Here is an 18,729-nt window from a genome sequence, read left to right on the forward strand (position 1 = left end):
CCCCTTCCGCCTGCATCTACGTCAACTCATCCATCTTCATCGTAAACCTTTCTTTATGTATCAAAAATATCTCCACTCACCTCCTCTTTTTTAAAAAATTTGACCCCTTCAGCTGGGACAAGGTACCTGTCCCATCGCGAAAGTGAAATAGCTTCAAAGTGTAGGATGAGGGAGTATTCACAACCATCCCCTAGTAATCCTATACCTAACAAGGGTGAACTCATCTCCATGTTGATAACCGCGAAATTTGACGAAATATGAAAGCGACAGGACTTTTTCTATTTTTTCAAATTATGGTTTAATGGATAGTTGTACTAGGTATTAAGGATTATCTATTAAAGTAGTAAAGGATTGATGCGAATGGACAGGTCCGTATTTAGGATCTCGGTAGGAATTGCAGTGGTTTTCGTCCTGATTGGGGTGTTGATACCCGAACAATTGGGATCTGCAATGGAAGTAGCAAAAGGATTTGTACTTGAGAAATTTGGCTGGTTTTATCAGCTGGTCGCCACCTTTTTCCTCATATTTGCCGCATTTATGATCTTCAGTAAGTATGGAAAAATCAAATTAGGAAAAGAAGATTCACAACCCGAATTCAGCCGACCGACCTGGTTCGCGATGTTATTTTCGGCCGGAATGGGAATCGGTTTGTTATTTTACGGTGTGTCTGAACCAATCTCTCATTTTTCCTCGCCACCTGCAGGAGAAGGCGGGACGGCACAATCGGGAATTATGGGAATGCGATATACCTGGCTTCATTGGGGACTGCATGCGTGGGCGATTTATGCCATCGTCGCATTGGCACTGGCCTATCAGAAGTTTAACAGGGGAGCTCCCGGATTGATGAGTGCAACTCTTCATCCTGTAATTGGTGAAAAGGTGAAAGGCCCAATCGGTAAGACAATTGATGTTGTCGCCGTGTTTGCGACATTATTTGGCGTTGCCGCATCATTAGGATTGGGATCTCAACAGATCAATGCTGGACTGGAATATCTGATTGGAATTCCAAACAACTTTTTCGTCCAGTTCATCATCATGATGATCATCACAGTACTTTTCATTGTTTCAGCAACTACAGGCATTTCGAAAGGGATCAAGTTATTAAGTAATATCAATATGTCGTTGGCTGTCATATTGTTTATTGCCTTGCTTATACTTGGTCCAACGCTATTCTTGATGAATATGTTCACCACCACCATGGGAAGCTATTTGCAAAATGTCGTTCAAATGGGCTTGCGCTTGTCGCCTTTTAATGCAGATGAAGCAGCGTGGACCCAAGGCTGGACTGTGTTTTATTGGGCTTGGTGGATTTCCTGGACTCCGTTTGTGGGAATGTTCATTGCACGTGTGTCCAAAGGGCGTACCATCCGTGAGTTCACGGTCGCAGTCTTACTTGTGCCATCGCTTGTCTGTGCCTTATGGTTCACAGTATTCGGCGGAACGGGAATCAACCTCGAGATGGTGAAGGGCTTGGATGTTTCAGGGCAAAGCCTGGAAACCGCTCTATTCTTTGTTTATCAACATCTTCCGTTCGGCGCGCTTTTATCGGTATTGACTGTCGCTCTTATCACGACCTTCTTTGTCACATCAGCCGACTCGGCCACCTTTGTTCTTGGAATGCTCACAACAGGCGGGGAATTAAACCCTCCTAATCGTGTGAAAGTGATATGGGGAATAATCCTTGTCGCGTCCACACTCGTTCTGATGGCATCCGGCGGCCTGACCGGCCTGCAGACAGCAATCATCGTAAGTGCACTTCCACTGACATTCGTCGTGCTGGTCATGTGCTATGGATTGGTCAAGGAGCTTGGAAAAGAATATGATATCCAAATGAATCAATGGAAAACGGATAAAAAGAATAAATCAAATCAAAAAGCAGGCTGAGGAAATGACCTGTCCCAAAATGGGGCAGGTTATTTTTTATGTAAAAAATCTTCTCGGTCTTAAAAGGGAACTTGGTTGACTGAAGATGGGGAGAGAATCTATTCATCTATTCGTTCCAATCACTCTTTTTTCTTATTCACCTTCTACATAGTGATAGAGTTATGAAAAGGATACTATTAGTGAAAAATTCACATTTCTGTTTAATATCGTTATCCATTGTTGCACCCCAGCTTCATCCCATTTATTCAAGTTCACCCCAAACCCATAACAATCCCGATATTCTTTTACGGAAAAAGAATCATCTATTGAAGGGAAATTCGAATCAACAATCTAAAGATTATTCGACAAGTTGCTCGAAAACAGAGGAAAGTGGCTTGAAAAATGAAAAAGCGGCTCGTAAATCTGGAAAGTGGCTCGTATTTTTAAAATGTGACTTGAAAAGCTTGAAAAGTGGATCGAAAACGCGATTCGGGGTAATTTGCCGGTTCCTCTTAGTCAAGAATCCTTTAAAACCGGGGTTTTTAGCATGAGTTGCCCCCATTCATAACTCAATTTGCCTACTTCTCGGCCACTTATGCTGAAAAACGAATAGAATCCCGCCCTGCTTTAAAAGGGAAAGGCACGCCGGTTTTAGATCAACAAAAAACCGCAGTACCTGTCCCCTAAGCCCCAACCCCAACGCAGCCCAAGAAAAAAGGAATCATCTAACCATTCCCCAATAAAATACTAGAAACAGTACTTTAATTAACTGGAACTCTTTATAGGCTGGCAGACAGAAATAAGCAGGAGGGGTGGCATGGCTTTTAAACTTTACATTGTTGTTTTGCTGGTCTTTTCGCTGGCGAATTTAGCTTTTTTCATCTTTAAACCGTTAAGATATCATGTGTCTCTCCGGACATTGCGGAAAACACTTTATACATTGTTTATCGGAGCCATCGCCCTCGGTTTATTGCTGGATGAAATCCGATTGGCAGATTGGGAGTTGATCCTGACCCTGACTGCCATCGTGGTTTTTATGGATATCGCCCTTCTGCTGACTCCGAGCATCATGAAAATTTGGAGTGCTGAATTTCATTACACCGATTACGTGGAAGAGATCATCAAGGCCAATGACAAGATTCATAAAGCCATGGTCTACCGGGTCGAAGCGATGTCTGAAATGATTCAAACCAACAGTGAGCTGCTTCCATTCAGGAATTACACGGACCAGGAGTTACGTAACTATCTTGACCTCTATGCTGAAAAGTTCGGTTTCGACATTCAGATTCACCGGATCCCCCTTATTGAATTTTCAGCAGATGATGCAGATCCATCAGTGATAGAGGGATTGGCTGCCGAGGAGATTGAAATGCTTGTAGAATCCTACCGGTTAAATGAAGGAATCAGGATGACAGTAGAACAAATCAAGACCATTAACAACTTTGACTTCGACAGTGAGGAAGAGGATGTGGAAATGCTGGCACAATCAGCTGTCGTTCCTCTGATCGAGGATGAAAGCATGCTTGTACCTGTATTTATGGAGACAGACCAGTTCATTGTCGTCTTAAAAGAGGATATCGGTGAAGTGTTGGAGGTTGATGCGATCCATATCACCAACTTAATTTATCTTTTTTATGCGCTTTAAAACAACCCGGGTGCAGAAAGCTATCTTGCACCCTGCTTACTTATTTTATGAGTATACTTCTTCCCTCCTCCTGAATATGATGGATAGTAACCAAGCAGGAACAGGAGTGTGAAAACATGGACAAGGACGAAAATAAGAAGCCCGCCCCTAAAAAAGTGACGCATCTTAAGGGCGAAACCAAAATAGATAAAAAGAATAAAGAAGCACTGAAGGTCATTAAATCGATTAAGGGGATGTTTGGATGAATTCGGTGTTATTGACATTATGAATATATGAAGTTACTAAAAAAGCAAGCATGGGGCTCGCTTTTTTTCTTATTTAAGCCCAACCTCATAACGGTTACCAGCCCAAGTATGCTAAGGGATACCGGTAATACAGAAAAAATATTAGAGCAGAGTACTAATAAAACAAGGCAAACCGGCTCTGTTTTCATATAGTATCTTTCTATACTGTAACGGCAACATTTGTATATGCGGAATCCTTTACACCATCTTATTCACCAGCCCCCATCCCTTTTAAATGTTGTTTTAGAATCCAACTCCATGCAAAAAAGACGCCTCCTTATTCAAGAAGAGCGTCCTTTGTTAAACATTTTTGTATTACTTATTTTCATTGATAGTGGAGATATTGATAGAAAAATCCTCAAAACTCAATTGTCCTAAAGCAAACTTCGTACTTTGAACAAAGATCTGTTCGTTCTTAGTTAATTCACGTTTTGTTAGATTTTCAATCCAGACGTCCTCTATTTCTAATCTATCTAAAACATGTGTCTGTTTTGAAAAAGCTTCATAGTATCTTAAACCAAATTTCCTTTGTGACACAGCATCAATATGGATGCCATCCGGGTTAGCCGTCAAGCCTTTCGAGGTTACGAAATAGCAATTTTTTTCGGTATGAGCAACCCTGGATAATACCTGGTTTATTTGTTTATATTCGACAGCGCTTTTTCCAAATCCTGATTCGCCAAGATAATGTCCCAGCTCACCGATCATAATCGGGATATCTGGTGCATTCAATTCTTTTCTCAAGTGCTTGAATAATAAAAGTAATTTATCCTCATACGTCTTATAACGACCTCCGTAACTGTCGCTTTCACCTTGATGCCAAAGGATACCTGCTATTTCACTTGTTTCCATGGCAAATTTCGCTTCTGAAATTGCATGTCTTGTTAAGAGTCCATCTATTGCCCACTCATCAATGGAGCTTCCTCCCTCGGCACATGTTATGACCCCAATGGACTCACCCGGATGATCCTCTGTCCAAGCCTGAGCAAAAGAGGCCGCGGGTCCAACACCAGATATGTGACGATCCACATTAATCGGCTCCGCCATCATTTGCCATCTGCCGTTTCGCAGCATATGTATGTGCTCATTATAAATTGGCGTTACATCCTCAACAAACCCTCTGCCTGCCATATTCGATTGTCCAATTAATAATATTGATTTCATGAAAATCCTTCTTTCTTTTATACAAAGGTTTAATGATATTATTGCTTTCATCGCCTTTATTGGCCAACTTGGTACCGCTGCTTCTTTCAGCCTTTAAATCAGCCTGCAGTCCAGTTAGAGAACGAAAGGTGCAGACACATAAGCGATGAAAACAGATAACAGGAGATACAGACTAAACTTTTTAAAATCTTTTTCCACACCATGTTTCATGGCCAGAGTCAACAGCCACAACGAAAACAGTGCAGGACCTACGATATTCACATAGTAGCCAAGTTCCGTTCCATACCCATATTTAGGAAAAAAGAAGGCTTGAAGAACACCCCACATCACCAAAAGGATGGCTGCCATGTTCTCAAGAATCCGGGTTATTTTCACCTTCATTAGTATGCGCCTCCTTACCGATAAGAAATAGTCTTGTTATCTTCAAGAGTACCATATTTTAGGATACCCTGGAACACAATAAGAAACGCAGTATCAAGATGTCTCCACTATAATAATGTACCTCACCATGGTATGGCTATTGCTTCATCATAAAAGAGCATATATTAACAAAACCGAGCCACGGTACCTGTCCCCCTGACTCCTACTCCAACCAATACTTCTTCAACTCTTCTTTAACCTCATCCGTCGCAAATGCAGCTTCCACGCTGTTCATATAGATCTTTCTATAATCCTCATCGCTCATTTCAAACTGATTCCAGACCACATTAAATTCCTTCGTCATAATTGTATCGGATACCGTTCTGTTGTCGGTATTGATGGTGATGCTGATTCCGTCCCTGTGGAAATCGTATAAGGGATGATCCTCGAATCTGGTAACAGCTTTGGTCTGCACATTACTGGTCGGGCAGACCTCCAGCACGATCTGTTTATCTTTCACAACCTTATAGGCTTCTTCGCAGTCTTTTATATATACTCCGTGGCCGATTCTTTCAGCCCCGAGCCATTCAACAGCCTCGAGCACATTTCTTCCGATCCCCGTTTCACCTGCGTGGATCGTGACTCTGTAGCCATATTCCCTGGCAAGCGAGATGGGTTCAACGAATTTCGCGCAGAACCCTTCCTCTTCGGAAGCACATAAATCAATCGCAACAACTCCTTTTCCAAGAAAGGATTTCCCCTTTTCAACCACTTCAAAAGCATGTTCAGGAGCCATCGTCCTCATGCACGATAAAATGATATTCCCTCTGATATCAAATTGCCCTTCTGCCTCCTTCATCCCCTCAATCACACTTGCAATGATCCCTTCAACCGTCAATCCCTGACGTGTATGAAGCAATGGCGCGAACCGCACCTCCATATATTTTACCTGTTCGTTTGCAGCGTCTTCAAAAAGCTCGAAGGTGATCCTCTTCAAATTTTCCTTTGTCTGCATAACCGCATTCGGGATCGAAAATTTCTCCAAGTATTCATCCAATGACCTGCAGTCCAACGGAGCAATGAGCTCTTCTTTCATCACTTCTATATTCTCAGAAGGGATACGAATGCCATCCCTTTTGGCAATATCTATGATCGTTTCAGGCCGAACACTCCCATCCAAATGGCAGTGCAATTCAATCTTTGGCATATCAGCAATATTCATTAATGGACCTCCTCAATTTCTCATAAAAAAAATCCTGATTACGAAGAAAATACAAGAAAAAGTATCTTCTTCGTAATCAGGATTTTTTGGTTCCTGGTAGAGACCTCCAAACCATATTATTGGAGTTATACGAATGTACATAACGTATTCGGTTTTATATTACGATAATAAATTGTTCATTTATTGTCAAGTAGAGGGCCGGGGGGACAGGTACGGCGGCTCTATGGGGATGGAATAAATGCAGGAGATCAATAACGGTCGGGACTGGGTGGGGGGCTCTCACCTCCTTTCCACACTAAATTCATAATGACTGGTGCCTGCCCCTCAACTCTTCTAACCGATCATCTGCTTGCCAGAAAATCGAAACTACCGTCTAAAGATTAATCGACAAGTTGCACGAAAACAAAGGAAAGTGGAATGAAAAATGAAAATCTCGCACGTAAATCTGGAAAGTGGAACGTATTTTCAAAATGTGGTTTGAAAAAGCTGCAAAGTGGATTGAAAACGAAAATTGGAGTATAAGACCGGCTCTTCATTCATATAAATATCCCTTAGCACCGGGATTTTCAACATGAGGTGCCCTTGCCCAGTTACAGATTTACTCACATATCTGCCATATATGCTTAAAAGTGAATAGAATCACTCCAAAATCAGGGGATAAGTACTCCGTTTTATTAAGACCGGAAAAACCACAGATCCTTTCCCTGTGATTTTCCTCCAGTATGCCTTATCAAAACAACAATAAAATGTATAAAATAAAAATAAAAAGCCCCTAATCAGCAGGGACTTCTTAATATACAAGAAATGGCTTCATTTCTTCTTCCGTTAAATCTTTTGGTTCTACTCCAAGCCCTTTGCAATACTTATCCAACGTTCTTATTTTCACCTTTGGGACTTCAGCGGTTGCCGGGAATGCAAATACACCATCTGGAAAAGCATTATCAAATCTCTCGATATCTATTCTGCGCATAGTATCACTCCTGGTTATTTGCTTTTGTCTTCCACACTTATATCATACCATAAAATTACATTCTCTAATTAGATACCATGCTCCCCCTCAATCTTCTCTAACTTCATCCTTAGGAAACCAAAAGGACAGGCACGACGGTTTTTTTATCAACAAAAAGCCACTGTGCCTGTCCCCAATATTTTATAGAACGTGTATATTAATTGCGTCTACCTTCAACATATGTATTGTTAAAACTAGCAAATTCCTGATTATCTTGTATAGGATTCACATAATCTAGTTTTCTGCCATTATAAGTAAAGTAATCACGAATCCAAGTGAAATCACGGTCGTTATTGCTTATTAATGTAGCATTATGTATGAAAGCGGAAGCGGCAATGAATTCCACTGCATCCTGATAACCCATTTCATCCGCTGCGTATATATTGGTATCAATTAATGCTTTTTCCAAAGATTAATCCTCCCAATCTTCACGGTTAGCAATCCTTAAAGATTCTTTGAAGCCTTCTTTACTAAATAATTTTGCACTACCCGCTACTTGTTTGTGAAGAGCTTTCTTTTCTTCTTTGGTTAGTTTCCCCTTTTCTCTTGGTTCCACACTAATCCTCTCCTTAGAAGGAGTTACTTCTGCAGGAATAAGCTGATGCCCATCCCCGATTCTGATTTCAACTTGAGAAGCGTCTACTTCCTGCCTGCGTAGTTTCTTCTTTAAAACTGGGTTTTTGCTTAAAATGGATCTTCCTAATTCTAAAGCGAGACGATTGTCTCTGCGTCTATTTTGTTGTGGTCTCGGTTGCGGATGTGGTTGAGTCACTGCTCTTCCTGGCTTATATTCCATTGATCATCCCCACCTTAATTCGTATAGATTATAATTATATTATACCATAGGAAGCATCTCTTTATAATTTATCCGGATCATGAGCATTATTCCACTTAGGAATTTTTAACCAGCATATAAATGGGCTCGCAGCTCTAACCCAGTGACTCAATGGATATCTTGTCTCACTCAATTATGACTGCACAGTACCTGTCCTCTTCAAGCATCCCAAGGGGGCATAATCCTTGCCTTACTTATCACCGCCCCCGATTTATATCCCCGACCATCATCTCCACCATCGCTTCCTGATAACCTGCTCTTTTCTCTCTGTGCATTAGTTCAGCAACTTTATTTAAACCATGATCGCGCAGCTTACTCAATTGACTTAATCTTTTTTCGGTGATAACTTCTTCTGACATCGCTTCAAGATATGATCTTTCATCCATTCTCCAGAGAAGAACTGATTCTGGAAATCTTCGTAATAAACGATCCGCAATAAGCATCCCTTCAGGATCCAGATCACCTGAATAGTGAATTGTGACGTCTGATCTTACAAGTAATTCAATCAATCGCCAGCCGGCAATTCGCAGCTGTCCGTGGGTACATAGAATAGGCTCATCAGGAACCAGATCCATCAGGGTAGATGCCACGCTTGAATTTTCCACCACCCATACACAATTCCGTTCAAATGGGTAGATTTTATCCACTTTCATTAATTCTTTCAGCGGGATATTCAGGACCGTTCCCGTTTCTTGTGCTGCTTTCCAAACAGGATGAATTACCTGATCTGCTTCAGCTAATATATTTTGACATGTCACAAAACTCCATAAATCATCGCGGATCAAGCCATAGAATCCCAAGAGGTCATTTTCTTCTTCAGATGTTTTGCTAAAATTGATCTCGCTATCCTCCTTAATCTTCTGATCGACAGTTAATAAATGAAGCAGCATTCTTCCCAGAACCACATTCCGGTCGAATGCATGGGGGTTGCCCGTTACCTTTTGGGCAAATAAAGGAATTCGCAGGAACATTTTTTCTTCGATTAAAAATCCCCAAGCTGTTTCAAGGTACTCAAGATAAGAAGACAATACAGAAGGGTTTTCCTTATACACACTCCAAATCCATCTCGTGTCCGCCGACTTGGAAGAAATCCAATCAATATACCATCCAATTTGCGGAAATCTCGCTTTCATTTCATTTAAAAACTGCAATTCTCGCTGTTGCTCTAGGATCAGGCGATCCTTGTTCACTATTAATGACTCTTCAAAATAATCCTCAAGAAACGAAAGCAGAGAATCATATTGATACCTTGTACGCTGCAGTGATTTCTCAAATTTCAGCAGCGTAATGGAATTCTTCCCGCGTAATTCATCTACCGAAAATCCCGTCAATCCCGAAATGGCCTTTAAATCATCATCCGTAAATGATTTCAAACTGACCGATCCCCCGATCCGGCCAAGGGACTCATATCTCTTTTTGAACAAGAGAAACAGCTTATGAAAAGCCGGCTCCCTTTTAAGTAAGCTCAAGTCGCTCATAGATCTCTTCCTCTTCCTGTTGAACTGGCTTTCTCTGCACCCCATCCCACTCATAGCGCATGACCGTTACGAAGTCAGCATTTTTAGGACGCAGCAGGTCAGCGATTGAAAGGGACGGCACCGTATCATAATCCCCCCACAACGCCTGGGAATTCATGATATAGTTGAAGCCCAGCTGCTCGATCACTTCGAACATGTCCCTGATATTGTTTTCATCCACTCCTGCAAAGGCCTCGTCCAATGAGATGATATATGGCGCGAAGTCTCCTGCTTCTTTGTATCTTGAATAAGCTGCAGTGAAAAGCGGTATATACATGGCCATCGCCTTCTCTCCGCCTGAGAACTGGAAAAACGCATTATTCGTTAACTCACGCTTGATTCCTTCGTTCTCCCGTTTATAAGAGAGGACAAAGGTAAACCATTTCCGATAATCCAATACTTCCTTCAAGACCTGATGAAGGGTGGATCCTTCATTGCGAAGAGTGATCAATTCTTTGGCTTTCGCAATCCTGGATTGGAAATGCCGGGTGATTTTGCTTAAATCATCTTCGTGAAGATGTTTGCTGTCACGTTCGAGCAAGCTGACAAGTTCCACCGTATCCATCTCTTCTTCCGATTCCGCTGTTTGTGCTTTCCACGCAATCGAGAAGATCAGTCCCGAGGAATTGTCGCGCGCCGCCATGATTTTATCCATCTGACGAACCCATTTGGCAGCCCGCTTAATCCGGCTCCTGAGAATCGTTCCGATATGATTCAGCATGATATCCTCATACAGCTTCCGGTCCTGTTGATCCAGATTGCGATCCTGTTCTTCATAAGTTTTTGTCAGGATATCAGCAAGATAATAGGGATTGACCTGACTGCCATTATAAGAGAAACGTATCATCCGGCGATCCTTTAGAGATCTGTACTCTTGCAGGAAGGGTTCAAATCGCTCATCCTGCTCCTCATTTATCCACAGGGGCATGTCTCTGTCGTCGGTATAACTCCCCATCCTGTACTCCGATAACATCTGCGATTCTTCAAAAAATGCCTTGGACAGCTGCTCTAATAGTTTGGGTTTTTCATAAGAGATGAGCATATCCCCGTATGCTGATAAAATGTGGTCCGCCTCTGGAACATCGACTTCTACAAACTGATGATTGATCTCTTCTGTGACGTGCTCTTTCCACAAATCGCTCATCTTTGTCCAGAATTCCATGTCCGCAATGTACTCCTCCAACTTCTCATCCACCCGTTTTGCCTCATTTACTTTTTCTGGAATGGTCTTTTGAAGCATTCTTAGCTGCTGCTTCACATCTTCATACCTGCCCTGTACACGTCTGATTTCACGCCTGATTTCCTCCACACCTTTTAAGGCGAGCTGATGTTCGATGGACTCGATTTCCAGAAGCAATTTATCTCTGTCACTCTGCTCCACGTTGATGTCACCTTTCAATTGATCCAGCTCTTCTTCTATATCATGGAGCAGCGAGGCTATATCTTGAATCCGTTGTCGGCTGGCTTGCAATTGAACAAGCCCATTTTCAAAATTGTTCAGATTCCCTTCGTATTCCTTCATCAAAAGAATTGTCTGGGTCACACTCTCTGTGTCCAGCTCAAACGAGAAGCGACTGCTGTATTCGTATAGTTCCTGCTTCAACCGGCTTAGGGCCACCTGTACTTCTTTCCATTGGCGATCGGTTTGATCCAGAAGTGCCTGTTGAACGTTCCGTTTTTGTTCAAGCTCTTCATACTGTTTATGGATGTCACGCAGAACTTCATCAGATGGGATTGATTGCTGCCATTCTTTCACGTTCTCCAGGACCTGTGTTAACCTCGAAATCTCCAGCATTACTCCGTCCCGATCTTCGTTCAGCTCTGCAAGTTCAGTCACGAGAAGCGCGATTTGCTCCTTCAAATGACGTTTTCTTGATGCCCTGCCAATGAATTTTGACGGACCTTCTTCCGGTGCATGACCTTTCAAGATCCCCATAATATACGAACCGTCCGGATCGATCATGAATGCTCCCGCTGTTTCTTCTAAGGGAATGGAACGAAGGACGTCATCCACCTTTTGCAAGCAAACAGCTGAATCCCCTTCGACATCCGGTCTTAGGTAGTCGGCAAGGGTCTGGGTCATAAGCAGTGGCTCTGGTACCAGTACTGAGTCTTCGGACGGAGTGATCCCGTCCGCTGTTATGAGGCTGTCCAGGATCCCCGTCTGATTGAGAACCGCTTCGATCCGGGATTTTTCCCCTTCCGTCACACCATCCTGAAACTCCACCGCTTCATAAAACGGAACCGCCGCAACCCCTCTTCCTTTAAGATCTTCACGGTGCAGGGACGTTCCCTCAGAACGGCCGGGTTCAATCATTTTCTGCTGCTTCAATTGTGTCATCTGCCTGTTCTTTTCTTCAATGGCATCGTCTAATTGCTTAAGATGATTTCTCTTTTCAATCATTTGGGTCCGTATCTCTTGCCGGTATTCATCCAGACTGTCGAGCAGTATCCCTTTTGCTTGATCATAGGAATTCTCTTCGTAAAGCCCTTGAACAGATCGGGCCACCTGTTGGCGCTGACCATCCGTGAATAAGAGTTTGTCATGCTCACCAATCCAAGTGAAAATAGCAGATTCCAACTTCTGCTGCTCTTCCGTAAACCACTCTTCCGTATGGTTCATTTGCTGCAGGATCTCATCCACTTTCTGCTTCTTCGCAGACGATTCCCGTTCAAGTTCACGGTATCTCCCCAGCTGCCGCTTTCGATCTTCAAGGAGCTTCATGGCTTCTGAAAGGACATCCAGATGAGACGCAGCTTCTTTTTTCCAGACGGTAAAATCGTACTCACCTTCTTCCATCCGTTCGAAGTCGGCTTGATTGACGATGTGAGCTGAAAAATCACATTCTTCTGCCAGTTCATTCATTTCCTCCAGTAATTCTTCAACCTTACTTTTCGCTTTCCATTCACGTTCCTCCAAGGAATCAAGCTCTGCCTTCTTTTTCACATAATCGTTGTGCTTTCTGTCCCTTTTCTCCTCCAGGCGAATGACCGAGTCTTTTTTCCGCAGAGATTCTTTCTCAAGATCTTTCTTCTTCGCTTCAAGTGACCAGACTTCATGGCGGTTCAGCTGATCCTTTTGTTTTTCAAGAAGGTCTTGCTCATTCGACAAGTTCTCTTCTTTGACCTCAAGGTCTGAAATTTCCACTTTCAAATCTGATTTGTTTTGCTGAAGTTCTTTGACCGCTTCTTCTTTTTGGACAACCTTCTTATGCGCTGATTGCCACTTTTCCGCTTGTTCAGCAAGTACATAACGGTTATAGCGATCGTACACCCGGAGCACTTTATTGATCGATTCCTTTTGCATCGCCAGGCGCTCAAGCTCCTGTTGTGCCTGATCCATGTGATCGATACTATCGGATAAATAACGGATCTCATCATCCGTCAACGGCGGCAAGGCAGATTCCAGGATTTCATAAATCACCGTCGGTTTAAAGTCTTTTGAAAGCTTGGGGCTTCTCAATTGAATCAATAATTTGATCATATCCTCATAGGCATCCGTCGATTGGAAGCCGAAGATGTGGCGATTCACAAGTTCCATGTACTCCCTCTGGGACTGGACGACTTCTCCCCCTGTCCCGACCCGGTTCTTCAGTTCCTTTTCAGACATGGGAATCTTTTCACCTGAATGCTTTAGGGTAAGGGAAAAATCAAAGCCGATCCGCCGATTATCCGTGATGACGAAATACCATGATTTCATCTGCTTATTCCTCTTCGCCTGCATGCCGATTCCGGTTGTCATATACTGCCCTGTACTTTTCTTTACATATTCCATAAACAGATATCCCGTCCGCTCATCACGATCGACAATCCCTTTTTCGCCCAGAAGATAGTCCTCCATCCGCCTCGCCTTCGAACCAAATGGATCCAGCCTATCCGGGGACTTCCTCCCATCCAGCAGCACTGGAAGAAAACTCTGCATCGTAACGGACTTACCCGACCCATTGGCTCCGCGAAGCAGCAGCTTCCCATCTTTAAAGTCAAAGGTCTCTTCATCGTAATACCAGAAATTCACGAGTCCGGCGCGGTTCAATTGCCACCCTTCATTACTCACTATCATCACCCTTTCCCTTAAAATCATCCGGATATTTCCCTGCAAGTATCCCAAATAAAGGCTTGATATAAATCATCGCATCACTCTCATCCGTTTCTGCCATCATCCAGCTTTTCATGGAAGAAAGGCACTCCTTCCTGATCGTCTCCACCGCAGCTTCCCGGAAATATTTCGACCAGCCGGCCCCATTCTGTTCCTTCAACTCTATGATCAACTGATCAAAGTCCCCAGTCGTCAACAGTAAATCTCCGGATTCCAGGGGCGTGAATGAAGAACGCCTTTCATAAAGAAGATACGACAGCTGCAATAATACATCGGTCACGGCTTTATTATCCGGAAAATACTCATACTTGTAGTTAGGTTCCTGTGAGGATAGAAATGCCGTATTCTTGAACAGCCGAAGGCGGTAATGGCTGTGTTTCTCAATGTCTTCCATCATACGGTTCCGAAAGTTCCTGATATAAATAAAATCAGGGTCGTTCGTTGATTTTCTATGTACACCAGGTGAAAAGAACAGTTGGCGGTAGACCCTCTTTCTCCGCTCATCTTCCTGTTGGAACTTCCAATCTTCCTGAAGGAGTTCCTGCCAACTGGTAAACTGAGTCAAATCTTCCGGAAACGACCGGATGAAATATTTGCTGTAAACCGTCGTCTCATATAACACCTCATGTTCTTCGTCGGTATCAAACCTCTGAATATTCCCGTCCACCGTGCGGATCAACTGAAGGTCTGCCATGGTCTTAATCGTACGGATAAGGGACTTCCGGTGAGTATACACCGTCCAATCGATCCCTTCGTCTCCCTCATAATCATGCCTGATTTCCTCTGCCAGTTCCGACAGCAGAAACTGTTCACCGACAGACTTTTCCTCGAGAAAGGCCATGGCGTAACAGAACAACGCGTAGTCCCGCTGCTCCTGGAACGATGGAATGCCCATCCATGGTTCTGGCTCGACCGGAATCTTCTCAAGCTTAATAAAATGTTGATGGACGATTAACAAGAGGCCGAACTTATCATCAAGATACCGTCTCAATACCTTCTCCCGTTCGCGGATCAACTGATACTCCTGTGGATTCTCACTTCTCAATATCCAGAACTCATGCAGCAGGATTTCCAGCCCTTCAATCGCTTTGTCATCAAATTCAACCGTCTGTACCTGTTCCATCCGATGGCCCTCCTTTCATTTCAAATGTTACATCCGGCATCTTTAACACTCCGTCTTCTGCTTGCAGGATCACCATTCGCTCACGATGGACCTGAACCCGAACCGTGAACCCATAATCCGTTTTAATGGTCTGTTTTTTGCCCGCCATTGCTTTCCCGATCCAGCTGAGAATCACCTTCCGGACAAAAGGCTCCACTACATCAAGCTCAGAAATGACCATTTTGTCATCTGTAAACAGATTTTCGATGATGGTGCGCTCCTGTTCCTTTTCAGCCAGATGCTTCCGCATCAATGCCTTTTTCTTTTCCTCATTCGACACCATCGCCCCGGGCTTTGTTTTTTCCTTATATGATCTGACCCTTGGTTTGATCGGCAGGATGATCGGCTCTTCCTCCCAAATATCACTGTGAATGTTTTCTGTTGTATCTTCTTCGATTTTCAGATGCCTGATCGTCATGGAACCGAAAACGACCGCTGATAATTGATGGGCATCTTCCATCGAACGGCTCGCGCTGAAGAGTTTTGCCAGATGAAGATAATCTTTCTTACGGCTTTGATGACTGTGATGCCGCTCGCTCATCCGCTGCACATAACGGGTGATCCGCCTGATCATTTCATTTGTCTGCAGCTGCAGCATCTCAAGTTCACTCGATTGGCTGTCACTCCCGATGAACCATGACCTCATCACTCGCCAGAAGTCGTGGAATTCCTGATACCAATCCATCACCGTCTCTTCACTGATTTCCTCCAGTCTGGGAATCTGCCTCCTGTGATCAGCAAGCTTATCAAAGAAAGGAGCTACAACCTTTTGATCCATCCGGTCCAGCTGATCTGAAATCTGGAAGGATGTCTTCTGCAGGGACACAATAAAGTCTCTCAGATAAGTGGTGAATTGATTTTTATATACCAAAAACGCCTCACTCTGCATCCGCTGATCCGTTTGTTCACTATTGATATACGCAATATAATCCGCCGTGCTCGTCCGGATCGTCCGGAAATACTGCAAGAGATCCTCCCAAAGGAGCATATACGTTTCGGCCGATTCCCTAAGCCCCTTTTTCAACTCATGATCCAACTTGTTCACGGATTCAAGCAATCTGTCAAACTGAGACTTCTCCAGAGATCCCCCGAAGCTCTCCCCGCTCTTCTTCTCAAGAGTCGCGACCATTCTCTCAATCTCAATCGTATAAGGCGTCGACTGATAGCGGAAACGCTTCTTCTTATACTCCTCGATCGTCTTCGCGTTCGTCATATCCTGCCTGGCATTCAGATTCTTCCACTTCACCAGCTGCGCAAGCTGGATGAGAAGCTGCTCCTCTTCATAGTGCTCGTAATGAGGGAGGGATCTCATATATTCCAGTACCTCTTCAGGTGAAATGAAATCCCGCATCCGTTCATGCTGAAAGTAAAAGTATCGTAGAATCGTTCGGTATTCTGCCGCATTCTCTGCAGTCAGATAACTCGCTTCGATGAGCTTTTTCATTGGTCCTTGCATGTTCACGCACCTCTTTTCATGGCCATCATACTTGACTCACCTATGTATGTATATGGAATAATTATACCAGTTGAGGGAGCAGGCGGTAACGTAAACGTAAGAGAGGGGAAAGAGAATACAAGGGGCAGTATTTTACCTTTTGATCCAAAACAGAACGATTCACTAGATGTCTGATCGCTCTTTACTGAAACACTACACTAGCTAGGTTACAGCTCTTCTCCCCTGAAACCAAAGAGACAGGTAAACAACAGGGGAATCGGTTATATTTAGAACAACCACCCAAAGATTATTCGACAAGTTGCACGAAAACAGGGGAAAGTGGAATGAAAAATGAAAATCATGCACGTAAATCTGGAAAGTGGAACATATTTTCAAAATGTTGCCTGAAAAAGTTGAAAAGTGGATCGAAAACGAAAGTTGGCGCATAAAACCTGCTCCTCATTCATCTAAAAATCCATTAGCACCGGGATTTTCAACATAAGGTCCCCTGCCCCTTATAGAAATTTGCTAACTTTTGGTCCATTTAAGCTAAAAAATGAACAGAAGTCTTCAAAAAATCATAAGGAAAGGCAGCTGATTTATTATAACCATAAATAAAACGCAGTACCTGTCCCTGCGGTTCTCTCCCATCAACTAATTGAGCCGCGGTACCTGTCCCCTATGTTCAAACAAAACGGCGTTGACCAACAAAAAGTCAACGCCGTTTTCTTATGGCCGAACACCAGGAAACTCAATCACAAACTCCGTCCCCACCCCTTCCTCACTTTCCACACGGATCTTCCCGTTAAATGATCGGATGATTTGGTAGCTGACCATCATCCCGAGTCCCGTCCCATTTTCTTTTAAAGAATAATAGGGGGATCCAAGGCGCTGTACCTGTTTCGGGTTCATGCCGATTCCCTGGTCCTTAACAGTGATCCTGATGTGTCCATCGACGGCATTGTGACATGATAGCGATACGGTTCCGCCATTCGGCATGGACTCCACTGCATTTTTCAAGAAATTAAGTAGGGATTGGTTCAGTTTCTGGGGATCTGCCTTCATCCAGCAGTCATCCTGGATGTCTGTTTGAAATTCAACCTGCTGGTTCACGCTGAAGGTTTGAATCAGCGATGCTGTGCGTTTTAATTGTTCACTGACATTGATGGTTCCATATGTACTGTTGGAGGGCTTGCCTAAAGCGAGAAAGTCGTGGATGATTTCATTCGCGCGGTCTAATTCTTCAATCGACAACTTGATGTATTCTTTCTGGCGATAAGGGAGGTCGGGATCATCGAGGAGCTGCAGAAATCCCCTGCTCACCTGCATGGGATTTCGGATTTCATGGGCAAACACACCGGTGAGTTCACTAATCACCTTGAATCTTTCCGTGTCCTGGACCTCCAGCCTGAGCTCGTGGATCTCATGGATTTTCTCGATCAACACGGTACAGAACCCCGTGACGGCAATAGTAAAAATCAGATGAATGACCTGCACTTTCAATACAGGGATGGAGAATCCATTCATGCCCCCAAATACCATCATGCCGCAGAGACAGTACAGGAACGATAATCCCGTTGCAATGATGATTCTTCTACCCCTGTTCACACGCAAAAATAATCGCTGAACATAAAGAATGACGGGGAGTGTAAGTATGAGCACAACGACTGTCGTCACAACCCCCATGCTGATTCCGAAAGTCAGGCGGTAAAGAATGATGAGGAATGACAAAAACACGCCGGGCCAAATTCCGAGGTATATCGTCCCGAATAACAGAGGGATAAACCGAATATCGAGTCGTGCGCCTCCGCCGTATTCCACGGGAAAGGACATGCACAATAGGATGGACACTCCCCACAAAAGGGTCATGAACATCTTAATTGCCCGGTCCTCTTTCACCTTCTCCAGAATAAACGTAAAGTAACTGAAGATAGGGATAACCATTAATGTAAACTGCAGCAGGAAATCTTTCAGAATACTCATCCGCGCACCATTCGCCTTCTGTTATATGTATCTACTATTTTAGCAAAATCCAGATACTTTGGGTACTTGGGGCAAATTATTTTAAAAAAACTGAGGTGCTTGTCCCTATGTCTTTACCCATGGTTTTTTGGTGCCCCTTTTTCTAATTACAGAA

The 18,729-nt window shown here is 43.6% G+C and carries 14 protein-coding genes and 1 riboswitch; of the genes, 3 read left to right on the forward strand and 11 right to left on the reverse strand.

Features of this window, described 5'->3' with window-relative positions; genetic code table 11:
* Positions 1-354 precede the first annotated feature (354 nt).
* The 3 genes from ACKA06_RS10320 (at position 355) to ACKA06_RS10330 (ending at position 3,753) form a co-directional block, all read left to right on the forward strand.
* Positions 355-1,884 (forward strand): glycine betaine uptake BCCT transporter, encoded by a 1,530-nt coding sequence (locus tag ACKA06_RS10320; RefSeq protein WP_411159560.1) that lies wholly within the window; start codon positions 355-357, stop codon positions 1,882-1,884.
* A gap of 796 nt (positions 1,885-2,680) precedes the next feature.
* Positions 2,681-3,508 carry a type II toxin-antitoxin system SpoIISA family toxin gene (locus tag ACKA06_RS10325; protein WP_411159561.1) on the forward strand — a complete coding sequence of 276 codons (828 nt, stop codon included), beginning with the start codon at positions 2,681-2,683 and terminating at the stop codon, positions 3,506-3,508.
* Positions 3,509-3,624: 116 nt separating this feature from the next.
* The gene (locus tag ACKA06_RS10330; protein ID WP_269751513.1) at positions 3,625-3,753 is read left to right on the forward strand and encodes a hypothetical protein; all 129 of its coding nucleotides are present in this window, start codon (positions 3,625-3,627) and stop codon (positions 3,751-3,753) included.
* 354 nt (positions 3,754-4,107) lie between these two features.
* Here ACKA06_RS10330 and ACKA06_RS10335 read toward each other — a convergent pair whose 3' ends face one another.
* From ACKA06_RS10335 to ACKA06_RS10385, 11 genes are all read right to left on the reverse strand, one after another.
* Positions 4,108-4,956, reverse strand: coding sequence for a sialate O-acetylesterase (locus ACKA06_RS10335; RefSeq protein ID WP_411159562.1), 849 nt, complete (start codon positions 4,954-4,956; stop codon positions 4,108-4,110).
* 114 nt (positions 4,957-5,070) lie between these two features.
* Positions 5,071-5,337 (reverse strand): hypothetical protein, encoded by a 267-nt coding sequence (locus ACKA06_RS10340; RefSeq protein WP_411159563.1) that lies wholly within the window; start codon positions 5,335-5,337, stop codon positions 5,071-5,073.
* A 202-nt stretch (positions 5,338-5,539) separates the two neighbouring features.
* A complete protein-coding gene (gene add / locus ACKA06_RS10345; RefSeq protein ID WP_411159564.1) occupies positions 5,540-6,538 on the reverse strand; it encodes an adenosine deaminase in 999 nt (332 codons plus the stop codon).
* Between the two features lie 53 nt (positions 6,539-6,591).
* Positions 6,592-6,691: riboswitch (purine riboswitch) on the reverse strand.
* A 637-nt stretch (positions 6,692-7,328) separates the two neighbouring features.
* Positions 7,329-7,508, reverse strand: coding sequence for a hypothetical protein (locus ACKA06_RS10350; RefSeq protein WP_318293648.1), 180 nt, complete (start codon positions 7,506-7,508; stop codon positions 7,329-7,331).
* A gap of 196 nt (positions 7,509-7,704) precedes the next feature.
* The gene (locus ACKA06_RS10355; protein WP_032085996.1) at positions 7,705-7,956 is read right to left on the reverse strand and encodes a PIN domain-containing protein; all 252 of its coding nucleotides are present in this window, start codon (positions 7,954-7,956) and stop codon (positions 7,705-7,707) included.
* Positions 7,957-7,959: 3 nt separating this feature from the next.
* Complete coding sequence (locus ACKA06_RS10360; protein ID WP_411159565.1) at positions 7,960-8,343, reverse strand: hypothetical protein; 384 nt, start codon at positions 8,341-8,343, stop codon at positions 7,960-7,962.
* A gap of 236 nt (positions 8,344-8,579) precedes the next feature.
* Positions 8,580-9,860, reverse strand: a complete 1,281-nt coding sequence (locus ACKA06_RS10365) for a TIGR02679 domain-containing protein (RefSeq protein ID WP_411159566.1) — start codon at positions 9,858-9,860, stop codon at positions 8,580-8,582.
* Complete coding sequence (locus ACKA06_RS10370; protein ID WP_411159567.1) at positions 9,838-13,959, reverse strand: TIGR02680 family protein; 4,122 nt, start codon at positions 13,957-13,959, stop codon at positions 9,838-9,840. Before ACKA06_RS10370 ends, ACKA06_RS10365 begins: the two co-directional genes overlap by 23 nt.
* Positions 13,946-15,118 carry a TIGR02678 family protein gene (locus ACKA06_RS10375; RefSeq protein ID WP_032085993.1) on the reverse strand — a complete coding sequence of 391 codons (1,173 nt, stop codon included), beginning with the start codon at positions 15,116-15,118 and terminating at the stop codon, positions 13,946-13,948. Before ACKA06_RS10375 ends, ACKA06_RS10370 begins: the two co-directional genes overlap by 14 nt.
* On the reverse strand, positions 15,096-16,613 hold the full coding sequence (locus ACKA06_RS10380; protein ID WP_411159568.1) for a TIGR02677 family protein: 1,518 nt from the start codon (positions 16,611-16,613) through the stop codon (positions 15,096-15,098). Before ACKA06_RS10380 ends, ACKA06_RS10375 begins: the two co-directional genes overlap by 23 nt.
* 708 nt (positions 16,614-17,321) lie before the next feature.
* On the reverse strand, positions 17,322-18,575 hold the full coding sequence (locus ACKA06_RS10385) for an ATP-binding protein (RefSeq protein WP_032085991.1): 1,254 nt from the start codon (positions 18,573-18,575) through the stop codon (positions 17,322-17,324).
* Between the last annotated feature and the right edge of the window lie 154 nt (positions 18,576-18,729).

This window comes from Rossellomorea oryzaecorticis, assembly GCF_045897515.1.
Classification (GTDB): domain Bacteria; phylum Bacillota; class Bacilli; order Bacillales; family Bacillaceae_B; genus Rossellomorea; species Rossellomorea enclensis.